We start from the raw sequence: 17602 nt of genomic DNA, 5'->3' as shown, positions 1-17602 counted from the left end.
TTCTTGTGCTTTCAGTCAGCAGAAAAGAACCATAACCTGTGCGCTGATGTTGCTCTTGAAAGCAAACTTCGCGTTTGCGATAGAGGATATCACTCGATTGACGCTCAATTTCTCCGGCCAATTTATCGCGCCGACTTGTGATGCCCGCGTCTATGATGCCAACAATGTGCTTCTCCCCTCTGGGGTAGTGTCGTTACCTACGTTAGACAGCGATCAAGTTGCGCAACGTATCGGAGCGGTCGGGGAGCGGGTGATATTTAAGATTGGCCCCGCCAACCCGCAAGCGTGTATGGATTTGCTCTCGACGTACTTAGTTGATGTCAGCGCCTCAGGCTATACCGATGGTAACCCCAATGTGCTTGTTAACCTTGCATCAAATGGCCCGAGCAACATTGGTGTTGAGGTATTAACCGAAAGTGGCGCGTCTATTCTGCCTTTTGCTTCGTCCGTGCGACAAACTATTGTCCCTGGGGATACCAACTCAACCTTGGTTGGCTTCTCTGCGCAGCTTTACAATCGAGATGGACAAGCACCCGATAAACTCGGTTTAGTGAGCGCGACGGCGATTTTTACCACGGCCTATCAATAAACGCACATGCCCCTTGGGTTGCTGTTGGATGGGTATATCTAATCACCCTGAGTAATTTATAATAAATATTATTCTGGAATTTATCATTTTTATTCTGATTATTATTTTTTAAAATATATTTTATTGTGCATTTTGTGTTGTCTATGTAGGTTTAATAAAGCCGACATTCCGCAGCTAATTTAGGAATAAACTACCTCATAGAATCTACCGAGTAATTTGAGTAGTTGTGTTTGGTGCTCTTGAAGTCCAGTGATGAACCGTTGGCCGTTGATTTCTAACGTATCTATGCCTTCGAATTGCAAGAAGACCCAACGTGCCGTCGGTCTGGAGGTCGTCTTGTTCTTTACCATACTTGGGAAGAACGCTTCGGTTTGTGCGAGTTGCTCTCTGATTTTGTGTTCTAAACTGGCGTAAACAAGCAAGCTCAACGTCATTATCATTAGCAACGCTTCAATGCGTTCAGGCTTTTTCAAGAAGATGGAAGAGGTTAAAAATTCAGGGCTTTTTAGAAAGCGGAAGCCGCGCTCGACTTTTTGTTGCGATTTGTAATGTGCTAGAAGAGCCGTCATGGTGAGTTCTTCATTGTCGGTGTCATTTGTCGCGAGGATAAACATGCCTACTTTGAGCTTAGCCAGTTTTACTTTTTCTAGGTCGGTGAAGGGAGCGGCTTCGATAAAGTATTGGTATCCTGTCGGTGCTTCATCTGTCTTTGGGCGGCCCGAATGAGAGTAAGTCGGCAGTTTGATGAGAGTGCCTTGTTCAAACCCTAGTAAGTCAGATTGTTTCTTGAAATCGTTAAACGCTAATTCTGCGTCAACTTCACAAGCGAATGGTTTTTTACTTAGCTTTTCCAACGCTTTGATTTCTTTTGCTATGTTTTTCTCTAAGTTCTTGAAGAAAGTGATTTCTTCCCGCTTGGTGGCCTGTTCACTGTGAACGAGCAACCAACGTTGATTGACCTTTCCGTAATCCGAGTCTATCCAACATCCTGAGTAGCCATCATCAATAGCGATTAATTGCTCTGGCTCTAGCGCAAACAGTGCTTGTTTTGCGAGCTTGATGGTCATGGGTACACGGGTAATGAACTTTTGATTTTGCTCATCTAGCGAGGAGATGCTTTCTTCGGTGTACAAGGCGGCATCAGCGATAAAGTAACGACTATTTTGCGCGGCTTTTAGGCAATGTATGTGTCTTTTAGTGACTTCAGCGAATGCCTTGGCATCATTGGTGTTGCCACTCAGTGCTTGCATGTAAACAGGAATACCTGCTTGGTTTTCACAGATGAGTTCAAGCACCACTTGGTTAAGCTCTGGCCTATGATCCCGACTGTAGCCTCTTACAAGCTTAATGACGTTGGTGTTTTCATCTTGTGCATACTCACCATCAACGTGGAAGCTAGTGATATCAAGATGAACAGAATCCGTCGTCAAGCCCAGTTTATCAACAACACGCTCAGCAATAACCTGATAGAGCGCTGAGACATCGGCTTCGTATAGAGCATCTAAGGTGCGGCCTAGTACATCATCAGTAAGGTGGTGTGCTTCAATGTCTTTGGCGAGTAGCTTAGACACAGGCTTGGTCTTAAAAAAGTCCGAGAACATGTGCAGTGTTCTGCTATGAAAGCCAAGTCCATTTAGGAGCATGGCCAATACCGCGTCACCATGAGAAACATTGTGGTCAGAATATTTTGGGATAACGGCATCTATCATCCGTGGCAGGCCAATTTCGTGACAAAAGGCGGCAATGAGACCAAGGTGATCTAAGCGTTTAATAACAGGATGGGTAGACATATTTTGAGACCGTCAAATAGCAGTAATAGATCAAAACTGTCGATCGCGGTCAAGATGGTGTCGTGGTTTTTATGAAAAACTGATCGCCAGATCACACTATTTAAATTCTGGAATTAGCTGCGGAATGACGGATAAAATAATAAACACTGACTGGCTTCCGCTTTTTCCCTCTTAGCCATTAGCCTTATGCGCAAAATCGATACAATGCGCCAATCAAAATTGACTTCATTGAAAAGCGATGTGATTACTCCCGCTTGGTTTGGCAACTTATGCCACCGAGCGCTGTCGCTTTTGTCTTATTAAAAAATAGATCATCGATAAACAGATTAGTTTTAGGAAATAGATTGTGAATAAACGAAAGCGCAATGCCCATCGTCAGCGCGCGGCCAAAGTGGCCCCTTTGATGATGAGCTTACTATTGATGGCGTGCGGCGGTGAAGGTGGCGGCATGCCGAGCCAACCAAGTGGGCCATATAGCCATTGTTCTGCCTACGCTTACACGTGTGACAGTGATGGCGACGGCATCAGCAATGGTGAAGAGACCGACCACGGCGGCAACCCACACGACCCGAATGATCCCGTGCCGTTTGGCGATAAAGACCACGACGGCGATGGCACGCCCAACGGCATCGACCCCGATTACAACTCCGATGCGGATAGTGATGGCGATGACCTCACCAACCGCGAAGAGTATGAGCACGGCAGCAACCCAAATGACCCCGATGACCCGCTACCCGGCGGCGGCGAGGACATTGACGGCGACGGCACACCTAATGGCGCGGACGAGGATTACCACCCGCAAGACGATACCGATGGCGATGGACTCGGCAATGGTCATGAATATGCCAACGGCAGTGACCCGCTTGACCCGGATGACCCACTGCCCGGTGGCGGAGAAGACATAGATAGCGATGGTACGCCCAATGGCACGGACGAGGATTATGACTCAGATGATGACGCCGATGGTGATGGCATTCCTAATGGCGAGGAGTACGGCAATGGCAGCGATCCGCTCAACCCTGATGATCCGATAACCGATGGCGATGAAGATCAGAACGGGAATGGCACGCCTGATGGCGGCGATCCGGACAGCAACCCAGACGTGGATAGTGACGGCGATGGCTGGACCGATAAAGAAGAAGCACAAAATGGTTTTGATGCGCATAACCCCAATGATCCGGTGCTGGGCGGCAATGGCGATCTCGATGGGGATGGGATCAAAAATGGCAAAGATCCGGACTATGCGCCAGACGGTGATGCCGATGGCGATGGGCTGAGTAATGGCGTGGAGCACCAAAATGGCAGTGACCCGCACGATCCGAATGCGCCGATGATCGGCGGCGGTGGCGACCTTGACGGCGATGGCATTGCTAACGGTATTGATGAGGATTACGACCCAGAAGGGGACGCCGATGGCGACGGTTGGAGTAACCGCGAAGAGTATCAAGCTTCCAGCAACCCAACCAACCCTAACGTGCCGGTGAAAGCGGGGGATAAGGACCTCGACGCGGACGGTATAGTCAACGGAATTGATAGCGACTACGACCCAGATGGCGATGCCGATAGCGATGGCCTGAGCAACTGGGTGGAGTATCGTGATGGCTCTTCGCCGACCGATGCCAATGATCCGGTGTATGCGGGTGACCAAGACTTGGATAACAACGGGGTGGTCAATGGCAGCGATGCTGGCTATCGCGGTAGCGACGATTTTGATGGCGATGGCTTAACCAACGAAGCGGAATATCGCGCAGGCTCTGATCCGCGTGACCCGAACGATCCGATGGCAGGCGGTGACAAAGACGACGATAACGACGGCACGCCCAACGGCGCAGACGGCGACTACCACCCAGACGGTGATGCCGATGGCGATGGCTTAAGCAACGGTGAGGAGCATGCTGCGGGCAGTAGCCCGAGCAACCCGAACGATCCGGTGAGCGGTGGCGCGGGTGATCTCGATAAAGACGGCACGCCCAATGGGGTGGATGAAGATTACCAGCCAGGCGAGGATGAAGACGGTGATGGGCGCAGTAATGGCGAGGAGTATCAATCCGGCAGCGATCCGCTCAACCCCAATGATCCGGTGGAAGGGGGCGCAAGCGACCTAGATGGCGACGGCTTGGTGAACGGTATCGACCCAGATTATCACTCCGCTGGTGATGCAGATGGCGATGGCCGCAGTAACGGCGCGGAATATGGCGCAGGCAGTAACCCGTCAAACCCGGATGATCCGGTGCGCTTTGGCGATAAAGATCACGACGGTGACGGTGTGGTGAACGGCGTCGACCCCGATTACGCCCCAAGCCACGACAGCGATGGCGATGGTCAAAGTAATGAGAGTGAGTACGCGGCGGGCAGTAACCCAGCCGATGCCAATAGCCCAGTGTACGCCGGCGATCGCGACTTGGATAAAGACGGCACGCCCAACGGCAGTGATGCAGATTACGATAGCAATGGCGATTTTGATGGCGATGGCCTGAGCAACGAAACTGAATACCGCCAAGGGAGCAACCCGGCCGATGCCAACAGCCCGGTGTATGCTGGCAATCAAGATTTGGACAGCGATGGCACCCCTAACGGCAGTGACAGCGATTATCACGGTGAAGACGACTTTGACGGAGATGGCCTGAGCAATGAAAGCGAATACCGCCAAGGCAGCGACCCGGCCGATGGGCATGATCCGCTGCTCGGTGGCAGTGAAGACGACGATGGCGATGGCGTGCCCAATGGCATTGACCCAGATTACAACCCAGACGCGGATGCCGATGGTGATGGCTTGAGCAACGGCGAGGAAAACCTCGCGGGCAGCGATCCACTCGATGCCAATTCGCCGATTTTTGCTGGCGATGCGGACCTCGATGGTGACGGAAAGCCCAACGGCATTGACTCAGATTACAATCCAAACGGCGATTATGATGGCGATGGTCTGAGCAATGAAAGCGAGTACCGTGGTGGTAGCGATCCGGCCAACCCAAACAGCCCAGTGTATGCGGGCAGTCAAGATCTCGACGGTGATGGCACGCCCAACGGCAGCGACGGCGATTACCAGCATGATGCGGATGCCGATGGCGACGGGCTGAGTAACGGCGCAGAGTACAGCTCGGGCAGTAACCCAAGCGATGGCAACGATCCGCTCTATGCCGGCGATCAGGATCTCGACGGCGATGGGATAGTCAATGGCCGTGATGAGGATTACCAGCGCAGCGGCGATCAAGACAACGATGGCGTGAGCAACGAAGCGGAGTATTGGGCGGGCTCTGATCCTAACGATGGCAATGATCCGCTCTATGCGGGCGATCAAGACCTCGATGGTGATGGCATAGTCAATGGCGCCGATCTGGATTACCAGCCAAATGGCGATTTTGATGGCGACGGAATTCACAACCAGGTCGAGTACATCGATGGCAGTGACCCGCGTGATGCCAATAGCCCGATCCCGTTTGGTAATGAAGATCTGGATAGTGATGGCACGCCCAATGGCGCAGACGCAGATTACAACCCAGATGGGGATGCCGACGGCGATGGCGTGAGTAACTTGGACGAATATCAACAAGGCAGCGACCCGACGGTGAAAAACGTGCCGACCCTGAGCAGCTTAACGCTCTCGGCCAGCGATATTCAGCCAGGGCAAACTGTTTCGGCCAGTTACACTTGGCAGCAAAACCTCGGCGCGCCGGGGGAGAAGGTCCATTACCAATGGAAAACCTCGGCGGGAGTGCTGCTCCAGCAGGGGGACACCAGCGGCGGTGCCATTGCCGCCATCAGCTTAGATGAGGTGGGCAACTACACTTTAACGGTCACGCCGTCTAACCAGGCGCAGGTGCAAGGGCCAGCGTTGGAGGAAATGGTGAGTGTGCACGGAGAAGCGCAGGCACAGATCACTTTACCCGGTGTGGGCGTGTTCTACAGCCCGCCGACCAAAGCGCAAGCGGATGCGTTGGGCGCGAGCTACAGCTTAACCACCAGTGAGCTGGGCCTAACGTGGGCGAGCTTTACTCAATCTCAGGCGCAGGCGATGTGCAGCCAACGTGGCTATCGCTTAGCAAGTAAAGATGAGCTGGTGGCACTGTATAACGCCTACCCAACGGATCGGCTCAATAGCGAGTTTCACTGGCCAACCACCAAGGTGGGTTACTGGTCGAGCACCGGCGGGTTAGAATTTGGTCACTACTATCGAGTGTTCCTCAGCTACGGCTTTTATGAGGGCGCCGAGACACAGACCAAGCTCTACGCCTCGTGCATTTCTGATGTTTAACCTGATTTGATGTTTAACCTGAGCAAAACGGCCCGAGAGGGCCGTTTTTATGCTTAATATTTAAGATCAACTTAATATCCAAGGGAAAAGTGCTCTTCCTCGTCCCTTATTTTCCTAGCACCTAGCACCTTCTCTTCCTAGTCCCTGCTCTTCCCTAGGACCCTCTCTTCCGCTCTTCCTAGTCCCTTATTTTCCTAGCACCTAACACCTTCTTTTCCTAGTCCCTGCTCTTCCCTAGGACCTGCTCTTCCTAGCCCCTTTCTTTTCCTAGTCCCTAGAACCTGCTCTTCCTCCCCCCTTTCCCATTAATAAAATAATAAACGTCGCTCGGCTGCCCGCTTTAAAACCCTCCTCCCTCCTCATTTCCTGCTCTCCAATATCCATACAATTCACCCATCGAACAGCGAGTGAAGTCATTATCCCATCAATGCTTGGTGGTAGCAGAAGCCGGTCAGCGTTTGGTCATGATGGGTGGGCTTTGGGTTAAAGCGGAGGAAACGCGCTGTTTCGTTGAGTCGGGAAACGGTGTCCCTAATGCTAGCGGCAGCAGTCATGGCAAATGGCACAGTCACCATCACAACACATAACCCAGTAACCAAGAGGAGCGTTCATCACTTTTCTTTACTTCTGCGAGGTTCCACAACGGACATCGCACCTGGAAAACAACACCGGTTGCCAAGGGCGGTTTGGCCTGAGTGCAACCCAGTCAAGCAAGAGGCAGTGACGAATGAAAAAACAGATGAGAATGAAAAAACAGACTTTAGCCCTGTGGGTAGGGCTTGTGCTGGCGGGGCAGGCCTCCGTGGCGCTGGCCAGCAACCAAGTGGGCGAATTTTACGTCGGCGGCAAAGCGGGTTTGACCCAATTTTCCGACGAATGTGGCGCGAACAGCCTGGACTGCGAAGAGCAGAGCGAAGGCTTTGGCGTGTATGGCGGTTACCAAGCGCTGGACTGGCTGGCAGTGGAAGTGGGTTACGACTCCCTTGGCAAATCGAAAGCCGATTACTCGGCGCTGATGAAGCCGGGCGAGGTGGCGCATTACGACGCCACGGTACAAGGCATTGAGCTGGGTCTGAAAGCGGATTACGCGCTGACTGAGCGCGCGGGTCTGTTTGCCAAAGCGGGCACCTTGCTGTGGCAAGTGGAGAAAAGCGGCAGTGAGCCGGGCCTTGGCAGCGTGAACCAAGAAGAAGACGGCAGCTCCCTGATGCTGGGCGCGGGGGTGGAGTACCGCTTGACCGAGCACTGGAACACGCGTTTGGAGTACCAGTACTTCAACGAAGTGGGCGGTGAGAAGACGGGCGGCTCCGACATTCACTTTATCGGCGTGGGGCTGGATTACCGCTTTGGCGGCGCAGCGCAAACGGCGATGAGTGAGCCGATGGACGTGCGTCCGGTGGACGAGGTGGTGATGAGCGAACCCGAGCCAGTGATGGAAACTGTGGCCGAGCCAGAGCCACAAGTGATTGAGACTTACACCCAAGTGGTGAGCAGTGCCTTTGGTGAAGCGCTGTTTGAAACGGGCAGCACCAACTTAAGCCCATCGCTGATGCTGCAACTGCAACCGCTGTTGGCGCGCTTAAAACAGTACCCCGAGACGGTGGTGGAAATCAGCGGCCACACCGATTCGAAAGGCAGTGACACGCTTAACCAGCGCCTTTCTGAGCAGCGCGCGCAATCGGTGGCCAACTACTTAATCAGCAAAGGGGTGGCCCCAGAGCGCATTACCCGCGTGGTCGGTTATGGCGAGAGCCTGCCGGTGGCGAGTAACGACACCGAGAGTGGTCGAGCGCAAAACCGCCGAGTGGAGATTGTTTCTCCGGAAGCGATGAGTAGTCACAGCACGCGCAGTGACCAAGAATAAGCGCACTTTACTGCGCAATCGATGTAGGACCTATTTTATGAAAAGAACGCAATTTAAAATGAAGAAGAAACACGCGATGAAAGTCGCGCCCTTGATGATGAGCTTGCTGCTGATGGCCTGTGGTGGGGAAGACAGTGGTTTGCCGTCTCAGTCAGGCGTCACGGACCCGTGTGCGCCAACCTCGTACACCTGTGACAGCGACGGTGACGGTTACACCAACGGTGAAGAGACGGACAACGGCACCAACCCGGATGACCCGAATGACCCGGTGGAAAACGGCGATAAGGACGATGACGGCGATGGTTACACCAACGGCGAAGAGGTAAAAAACGGCACCGATAAGGATGACCCGAACGACCCAGTGCAAGGCGGTAACCTCGACGACGACGGCGATGGCCTGACGAACGGCGAAGAGGTAAAAAACGGCACCGATAAGGACGACCCGAACGACCCAGTGCAAGGCGGCGATAAGGACGACGACAAAGATGGCATCAAGAACGGCAAAGAGACCGTGGAAGGGTGGGACGACAACGACCCGAACAACCCGGTGCAGGGCGGCAATCTGGACAGCGACCATGATGGCCTTAAAGACGGCTTGGAGACGGTGAGCGGCTCAGATAAGAATGACCCGAACGACCCGGTGCAAGACGGCGATAAGGACAAAGACGGCGACGGCATCAAGAACGGCCTAGAGACGGTAGAAGGTTGGGACGATAACGACGCCAACAACCCGGTGCAAGGCGGTAATGAAGACAAAGACGGCGACGGCATCAAGAACGGCCGTGAGACTGTGGAAGGGTGGGACGACAACAACGTCAACAACCCGGTGGAAAACGGCAACTTGGACAGCGATGGCGATGGCCTCAAAGATGGCCGTGAGCACGCCGAAGGCTGGGACAAGGACAACCCGAATGACCCAGTGGCAAACGGTGATGAAGACAAAGATGGCGACGGCTTCCCCAATGGTCAGGAAACCATTGAGGGCTGGGATGATGAAGATGCCAGCAACCCGATTGCGCCCGAGAAAGTGCAAAACCCGGACCTAGTGCTGGACAACAGCGCGGTGGTCCCGGGTACGACCTTACAGGCGGTGATTGAGTTTGGCCTAGAGGACAGTACGCAGACTTACAGCACCTTGAATGTGGCGGACGCGGACCACGTGACGTGGAGTGTGCTCGACGGCTCGCAAAACCAGGTCACGGAACTGGAGCTGACCTCGGAAGGGTTAGTGACCATTCCGGCGATGGAAGAGATCATCAGCTTGGTGAACCAGCCGCTGACCATGCGTGCCACCTTTGTTGATGGCGGTTGGTTTAGTGGTCAAGCGGCGCAAGACGAAACCTTTGAGGTGAAGTTGGCGCTGGTGGATGGCGAGGCGAGTGAAATCGTCACCACGGTGGATGGCGAGCCAAGCCACGAGTCCACCCTTGAGGTGTCGAAAGGCAGTGACGTCAAAGTTGAAGCGGAATTCCACTTCGAGGATGGCAGCCACTACACCACATCGAGCAGTGAGTTTGTGACTTGGACGGTGAGCCCAGAAGATTCGGGCGTAACGGTGGATGAAAACGGCATGGTCGACACCAGCGGTGTAACAGGCAGCGACAACGTAGTGGTGACCATTACTGCCACCGGTCATGGGCCATTTGAGGGGGTGACGAAAACCACCACCTTGACCATCACCGGGCCGGATTTCAGCACCTTAAGCGCAGCGGCGTGTGGCGGTCAGTTGAATGATGCCGATAAGACCAATGCGACAGGGGAATGCTTAAAAATCGCGACCAACAACGCAGGTCAGTGGTTTACCTCCTCGCCGAGTGAGGCCATGGTGCAAGCGTTAGGCTATACCAAAGCCGTAGGCAGTGTCGATACCAATGGCGGGCGAACTTACGCCAGTACCAACATGGAAACTGGCTCATATGGCCCTGCTGGCGGCGTGTTTCCACGCTTTGACCAGTTGGCGATAGGCAATGGTGATGGGGTCAACGGCCAGTTTGACCGCTGGTGTCAAGATTTAGCGGCGATGAACTTTGGTGGTAAAGGGGATTGGCGCCGTCCGACCCGAAACGAGCTGTTGAGTCTATATAACGATAAGGGCGATATGTACAACGTGCTCGGCTGGCCGGGTGGAGCCACCTACTGGTCGAGTACGCCGAATGGTTCCAACTACTACAACGCGTCCCTGACCAGCGGCTACTCCCCCAGCGATCGACCGGAGAAAAGGCGCTACGCCTCGTGCGTGTCAGGTTCTTAGAGTTTAGCGTTTAAGGTTTAACCTTTATCTTTTATGTTTTTTTGCTTTTCACTGCGCCCCGTAAGGGGCGCTTTTTCAAAAAAAAAGGGGTGTCAATGAATATTCAGCAAAAACGTGAGTTAGCAAGAACGCAGGATGCGATTATCGGTGTCAAAGAGGGAATGTTTGTCCGTTTTTACAACGAATCCCTGTACGGGTGGAATCAGTGGGTTCAGGCAGAAAGTAGCTCGTTACTAGGTTACTAGGTTACTAGGTTCTAGGTACTAGGAAGAGCGGTCCTGGGGAAAGCAGGTTGCTAGGTTTCTAGGTTCTAGGTACTAGGAAGAACAGGAAGAGCGGTCCGCTTTGCTCTTCCTCGTCACCTCGCCCCTAGCAAACTCGTCCCTGAGTTTTTTCCTCGCCCCTTTCTTTCCCTAGAACCTAGGCCCTGCCTTTCCGGGGACCATAGGACCATAGGGCCATTTCTTCCGCTCTTCCTAGTCCCTTATTTTCCTAGCACCTAGCACCTTCTCTTCCTAGTCCCTGCTCTTCCCTAGGACCTGCTCTTCCTAGCCCCCTTTCCCATTAATAAAATAATAAACGTCGCTCGGCTGCCCGCTTTAAAACCCTCCTCATTTCCTGCTCTTCCAATATCCATACAATGCACCCATCGAACAGCGAGTGAGGCCATTATCCCATCAATGCTTGGTGGTAGCAGAAGCCGGTCAGCGTTTGGTCATGATGGGTGGGCTTTGGGTCAAAGCGGAGGAAACGCGCTGTTTCGTTGAGTCGGGAAACGGTGTCCCTAATGCTAGCGGCAGCAGTCATGGCAAATGACACAGTCATCCATCACTAACGCATAACCCAGTAACCAAGAGGAGCGTTCATCACTTTTCTTTACTTCTGCGAGGTTCCACGACGGACATCGCACCTGGAAAACAACACCGGTTGCCAAGGGCGGTTTGGCCTGAGTGCAACCCAGTCAAGCAAGAGGCAGTGACGAATGAAAAAACAGATGAGAATGAAAAAACAGACTTTAGCCCTGTGGGTAGGGCTTGTGCTGGCGGGGCAGGCCTCCGTGGCGCTGGCGAGCAACCAAGTGGGCGAATTTTACGTCGGCGGTAAAGCGGGGCTGACCCAATTTTCCGACGAGTGTGGGTCGAACAGCCTGGACTGCGAAGAGCAGAGCGAAGGCTTTGGCGTGTATGGCGGTTACCAAGCGCTGGACTGGCTGGCAGTGGAAGTGGGTTACGACTCCCTTGGCAAATCGAAAGCCGATTACTCGGCGCTGATGAAGCCGGGCGAGGTGGCGCATTACGACGCCACGGTACAAGGCATTGAGCTGGGTCTGAAAGCGGATTACGCGCTGACTGAGCGCGCGGGTCTGTTTGCCAAAGCGGGCACCTTGCTGTGGCAAGTGGAGAAAAGCGGCAGTGAGCCGGGCCTTGGCAGCGTGAACCAAGAAGAAGACGGCAGCTCCCTGATGCTGGGCGCGGGGGTGGAGTACCGCTTGACCGAGCACTGGAACACGCGTTTGGAGTACCAGTACTTCAACGAAGTGGGCGGTGAGAAGACGGGCGGCTCCGACATTCACTTTATCGGCGTGGGGCTGGATTACCGCTTTGGCGGCGCAGCGCAAACGGCGATGAGTGAGCCGATGGACGTGCGTCCGGTGGACGAGGTGGTGATGAGCGAACCCGAGCCAGTGATGGAAACTGTGGCCGAGCCAGAGCCACAAGTGATTGAGACTTACACCCAAGTGGTGAGCAGTGCCTTTGGTGAAGCGCTGTTTGAAACGGGCAGCACCAACTTAAGCCCATCGCTGATGCTGCAACTGCAACCGCTGTTGGCGCGCTTAAAACAGTACCCCGAGACGGTGGTGGAAATCAGCGGCCACACCGATTCGAAAGGCAGTGACACGCTTAACCAGCGCCTTTCTGAGCAGCGCGCGCAATCGGTGGCCAACTACTTAATCAGCAAAGGGGTGGCCCCAGAGCGCATTACCCGCGTGGTCGGTTATGGCGAGAGCCTGCCGGTGGCGAGTAACGACACCGAGAGTGGTCGAGCGCAAAACCGCCGAGTGGAGATTGTTTCTCCGGAAGCGATGAGTAGTCACAGCACGCGCAGTGACCAAGAATAAGCGCACTTTACTGCGCAATCGATGTAGGACCTATTTTATGAAAAGAACGCAATTTAAAATGAAGAAGAAACACGCGATGAAAGTCGCGCCCTTGATGATGAGCTTGCTGCTGATGGCCTGTGGTGGGGAAGACAGTGGTTTGCCGTCTCAGTCAGGCGTCACGGACCCGTGTGCGCCAACCTCGTACACCTGTGACAGCGACGGTGACGGTTACACCAACGGTGAAGAGACGGACAACGGCACCAACCCGGATGACCCGAATGACCCGGTGGAAAACGGCGATAAGGACGATGACGGCGATGGTTACACCAACGGCGAAGAGGTAAAAAACGGCACCGATAAGGATGACCCGAACGACCCAGTGCAAGGCGGTAACCTCGACGACGACGGCGATGGCCTGACGAACGGCGAAGAGGTAAAAAACGGCACCGATAAGGATGACCCGAACGACCCAGTGCAAGGCGGTAACCTCGACGACGACGGCGATGGCCTGACGAACGGCGAAGAGGTAAAAAACGGCACCGATAAGGACGACCCGAACGACCCAGTGCAAGGCGGCGATAAGGACGACGACAAAGATGGCATCAAGAACGGCAAAGAGACCGTGGAAGGGTGGGACGACAACGACCCGAACAACCCGGTGCAGGGCGGCAATCTGGACAGCGACCATGATGGCCTTAAAGACGGCTTGGAGACGGTGAGCGGCTCAGATAAGAATGACCCGAACGACCCGGTGCAAGACGGCGATAAGGACAAAGACGGCGACGGCATCAAGAACGGCCTAGAGACCGTGGAAGGTTGGGACGATAACGACGCTAACGACCCAGTGCAAGGGGGTAATGAAGACAAAGATGGCGACGGGATTAAGAACGGCCTGGAAGAGGTGAACGGCTGGGACGATAACGACGCCAACAACCCGGTGGAAAACGGTAACCTTGACAGCGATGGCGATGGCCTCAAAGATGGCCGTGAGCACGCCGAAGGCTGGGACAAGGACAACCCGAACAGTCCGGTGGAAAACGGCGATGAAGACAAAGACGGCGACGGGTTTAAAAACGGCCTAGAGACCATCGAAGGGTGGGACGACAACGATGCCAGCAACCCGATTGCGCCGGAGAAGGTGCAAAACCCAGACTTGGTGTTAGACAACAGCGCGGTGGTCCCGGGTACGACCTTACAGGCGGTGATTGAGTTTGGCCTAGAGGACAGTACGCAGACTTACAGCACCTTGAATGTGGCGGACGCGGACCACGTGACGTGGAGTGTGCTCGACGGCTCGCAAAACCAGGTCACGGAACTGGAGCTGACCTCGGAAGGGTTAGTGACCATTCCGGCGATGGAAGAGATCATCAGCTTGGTGAACCAGCCGCTGACCATGCGTGCCACCTTTGTTGATGGCGGTTGGTTTAGTGGTCAAGCGGCGCAAGACGAAACCTTTGAGGTGAAGTTGGCGCTGGTGGATGGCGAGGCGAGTGAAATCGTCACCACGGTGGATGGCGAGCCAAGCCACGAGTCCACCCTTGAGGTGTCGAAAGGCAGTGACGTCAAAGTTGAAGCGGAATTCCACTTCGAGGATGGCAGCCACTACACCACATCGAGCAGTGAGTTTGTGACTTGGACGGTGAGCCCAGAAGATTCGGGCGTAACGGTGGATGAAAACGGCATGGTCGACACCAGCGGTGTAACAGGCAGCGACAACGTAGTGGTGACCATTACTGCCACCGGTCATGGGCCATTTGAGGGGGTGACGAAAACCACCACCTTGACCATCACCGGGCCGGATTTCAGCACCTTAAGCGCAGCGGCGTGTGGCGGTCAGTTGAATGATGCCGATAAGACCAATGCGACAGGGGAATGCTTAAAAATCGCGACCAACAATGCAGGTCAGTGGTTTACCTCCTCGCCGAGTGAGGCCATGGTGCAAGCGTTAGGCTATACCAAAGCCGTAGGCAGTGTCGATACCAATGGCGGGCGAACTTACGCCAGTACCAACATGGAAACTGGCTCATATGGCCCTGCTGGCGGCGTGTTTCCACGCTTTGACCAGTTGGCGATAGGCAATGGTGATGGGGTCAACGGCCAGTTTGACCGCTGGTGTCAAGATTTAGCGGCGATGAACTTTGGTGGTAAAGCGGATTGGCGCCGTCCGACCCAAAACGAGCTGTTGAGCCTATTTGACGAGAGGGGCGACATGTATAGTTTTTCGGGTTGGCCGGCGGACGAGTACGCCTGGACGAGCACGACGAACGGCCCCCGGTACTACCGTGTGATGTTGGGCTCCGGTATGACAGGCAGCGTTCTGCCGGAGCACGATTACTACGCCACGTGCGTGTCAGGTTCTTAGAGTTTAGCGTTTAAGGTTTAACCTTTATCTTTTATGTTTTTTTGCTTTTCACTGCGCCCCGTAAGGGGCGCTTTTTCAAAAAAAAAAGGGGTGTCAATGAATATTCAGCAAAAACGTGAGTTAGCAAGAACGCAGGATGCGATTATCGGTGTCAAAGAGGGAATGTTTGTCCGTTTTTACAACGAATCCCTGTACGGGTGGAATCAGTGGGTTCAGGCAGAAAGTAGCTCGTTACTAGGTTACTAGGTTCTAGGTACTAGGAAGAGCGGTCCTGGGGAAAGCAGGTTGCTAGGTTTCTAGGTTCTAGGTACTAGGAAGAACAGGAAGAGCGGTCCGCTTTGCTCTTCCTCGTCACCTCGCCCCTTTCTCTTCCTAGCACCTAGCTTTCCTAGTCCCTGCTCTTCCCTAGGAACTAGAACCTAGCTTTCCTAGAACCTGCTCTTCCCTAGGACCTAGCTTTCCATGCACCTGCCTCGCTGTTGTTTCGTGAATGGAGATTGCTGCTTGGATAATAAAAGCATAATTCACCGGATAATGAGTGTGATAGCGAAAGCTTTATTGCTTTTTTAGTGTGTTTTTTTAAGTTGATTTTGTATATGAGGTTATTTTGTATGAAAGTAAATAAACTATTTTTCTAGGTGTTTACCTTTTTAAATATTAGAAGGCAGACAGCAATTCAACACATCAATGTACTTTATTTAAATGTATTTAAATATAACTCTAAATTTTCCTTCAAGTAACCTATCGAGATAGAACGGCTTGTTTTTCTTACACATCCGAGCGCAGAATTTAGCAATTTATTAAATGTCGGATGGCTTCTTGTTTTATATCACTCTTTTTATTTGCTTCACACTCATCCGTTAAGATGCGTTCGAAAAGATTTCACTGGAGCTCTTCGCAAGCAGCATCTTCTGCGAGTGTTAATAATTTATACGACGAAACAATCTGTTCCGTTGAATAAACAACTCATTATCCATGATGCTAGGAAAAAATAATAAAGAGTGGCTATGCCATTGAGAAAGTACAGATTGAGAAAGTACAGAGATACGGTTAGGGAATAATGAAAAGAGTAAATATATCGCTGGCATTATTACGTGGGTTACAAGCTACGCCTCGGTTGATGTTGATGGGGGCGTTTTGCCTGTTTTGGCAAGGGCACAATAGCCATCTGGGTCAACAAGCACAACAAGTGGTCGAGGTAACACTGCTTGGTCGTTCGTTAGCAACTCAAATGATCTTAGACAAACGAGCGTTAGTAAACCGCCTGCCAGAGGTCAACTTCGCGACTGACTACCAGCCGCTGCCTGAGGCCGTGGGGGCAGCCGTGGCTCACCCGCCCCGACAAATCCGCTCTTGGCCTGAACCACCAAATCCCTTTTAGTGAGTGGATGCCATGTTGCAGTGAACTTATCGAACGGATCTTTGCTCGCAAGTGGAGAGCGAAAACCTGGTGTTCGATGATGGAAGAGAAGTGAAAATGAAGTTGATGAGTGTGATTACCCAATGGATGTTTGCCCTGCTATTGAGCTGGCATCTATGCAGTTTAGCCGATTTTTTTTATCCGTTTTTCTACACCTTGCTCGATATCTCAAGTCATATCGACCAGTTTGCGCCGCAAAATCTGTACAAAAGCGGCTTTGCGCTCACTAGTGACAGTGAACGTTTTCACCTGTTTAGCGAGATAGTGAGTGGTGTACAGCATCGCTGCGTTTTGTTCGGAGAAATTTCTTATTTTAATGGAGTGAAATGGGAAACCCTACTGCGTCGTCCGGAAGTCATCCACCTGCTGGATGTTCGCCATCTCATCGATCTTTTCTATTTCGCCGGGCTATGGTGTGGCGCATTTTTCTTGGCTAGTTTGTTCTATTTGGCTTTGATGCCAAGAAAGCGGACGTTTGTGGTACACAAGGGTTTAAAACACCGATGGTTCTGGCGAGTAAGTGCCATGTTTGTTGCTGTCTCCTGGCTGATCTGGATTGGGCCAACTCGAGTTTTCTATACCCTCCACGAATGGGTGTTTCCAAGCGATCACCAATGGATGTTCTCTTATCAGGAATCGTTAATGACCACCTTAATGAAAGCGCCCGATCTTTTCGCTGCGATCGCTGTCGCGGTGGGGATGGGGATGTTGGTCATCGGTTTGTTACTGGGTTTGATTAAACGCTTTTTGATTGACTGGCAGCCTAAAACATCGGTGAAGCAAACCAGCCGTTAAACTGATTAATTCAATTGGTTCAATTGGATAGTGTGGAGATGAGCGGGAAGTGCACGAGTAAGCAGTTTTGCTCAAGGTTAAGCATCCGTAGCGCGTGTGGGAATTCCCCCCCGCAAGCGATTTGTGATCTTACTTACGTTCTTTCACTATCTGCTGCAGCGATGGCTAGATGACTAGA

General features: G+C 52.9%; 12 protein-coding genes. 11 read left to right on the top strand and 1 reads right to left on the bottom strand.

Annotated elements, in window-relative coordinates:
* The first annotated feature begins 55 nt into the window (after positions 1-55).
* Positions 56-589, top strand: coding sequence for a fimbrial protein (locus I3X05_RS12705; RefSeq protein WP_171816723.1), 534 nt, complete (start codon positions 56-58; stop codon positions 587-589).
* Positions 590-768: 179 nt separating this feature from the next.
* On the opposite strand, the gene I3X05_RS12700 is transcribed toward I3X05_RS12705, so the two are convergent.
* A complete protein-coding gene (locus I3X05_RS12700) occupies positions 769-2379 on the bottom strand; it encodes an IS1634-like element ISSpu7 family transposase (RefSeq protein ID WP_337970596.1) in 1611 nt (536 codons plus the stop codon).
* Positions 2380-2725: 346 nt separating this feature from the next.
* Here I3X05_RS12700 and I3X05_RS12695 point away from each other — a divergent pair, with 346 nt between their 5' ends.
* From I3X05_RS12695 to I3X05_RS12650, 10 genes are all read left to right on the top strand, one after another.
* Positions 2726-6631, top strand: coding sequence for an adhesion domain-containing protein (locus tag I3X05_RS12695; RefSeq protein WP_337970763.1), 3906 nt, complete (start codon positions 2726-2728; stop codon positions 6629-6631).
* Positions 6632-7038: 407 nt separating this feature from the next.
* The gene (locus tag I3X05_RS12690) at positions 7039-7218 is read left to right on the top strand and encodes a hypothetical protein (protein ID WP_193158193.1); all 180 of its coding nucleotides are present in this window, start codon (positions 7039-7041) and stop codon (positions 7216-7218) included.
* Positions 7219-7358: 140 nt separating this feature from the next.
* Positions 7359-8495 carry an outer membrane beta-barrel protein gene (locus I3X05_RS12685; RefSeq protein ID WP_337970762.1) on the top strand — a complete coding sequence of 379 codons (1137 nt, stop codon included), beginning with the start codon at positions 7359-7361 and terminating at the stop codon, positions 8493-8495.
* Positions 8496-8532: 37 nt separating this feature from the next.
* Positions 8533-10746, top strand: a complete 2214-nt coding sequence (locus I3X05_RS12680; protein ID WP_337970761.1) for a DUF1566 domain-containing protein — start codon at positions 8533-8535, stop codon at positions 10744-10746.
* Positions 10747-10841: 95 nt separating this feature from the next.
* A complete protein-coding gene (locus tag I3X05_RS12675; protein WP_193158111.1) occupies positions 10842-10991 on the top strand; it encodes a hypothetical protein in 150 nt (49 codons plus the stop codon).
* A 737-nt stretch (positions 10992-11728) separates the two neighbouring features.
* Entirely contained in the window at positions 11729-12865 is a 1137-nt protein-coding gene (locus I3X05_RS12670; RefSeq protein WP_337970760.1) for an outer membrane beta-barrel protein, read from the top strand.
* 37 nt (positions 12866-12902) lie between these two features.
* Entirely contained in the window at positions 12903-15209 is a 2307-nt protein-coding gene (locus I3X05_RS12665; RefSeq protein WP_337970759.1) for a DUF1566 domain-containing protein, read from the top strand.
* Between the two features lie 96 nt (positions 15210-15305).
* Entirely contained in the window at positions 15306-15455 is a 150-nt protein-coding gene (locus I3X05_RS12660) for a hypothetical protein (protein WP_193158111.1), read from the top strand.
* 814 nt (positions 15456-16269) lie between these two features.
* On the top strand, positions 16270-16590 hold the full coding sequence (locus tag I3X05_RS12655; protein ID WP_193158112.1) for a hypothetical protein: 321 nt from the start codon (positions 16270-16272) through the stop codon (positions 16588-16590).
* 96 nt (positions 16591-16686) lie between these two features.
* Positions 16687-17424 carry a DUF1461 domain-containing protein gene (locus I3X05_RS12650; protein WP_045570293.1) on the top strand — a complete coding sequence of 246 codons (738 nt, stop codon included), beginning with the start codon at positions 16687-16689 and terminating at the stop codon, positions 17422-17424.
* Positions 17425-17602 lie beyond the last annotated feature (178 nt).

The organism is Vibrio navarrensis (assembly GCF_015767675.1).
GTDB lineage: Bacteria > Pseudomonadota > Gammaproteobacteria > Enterobacterales > Vibrionaceae > Vibrio.
Note: the sequence above shows the minus strand (reverse complement) of the source record. Positions and strands in the feature narration are given on the sequence as shown.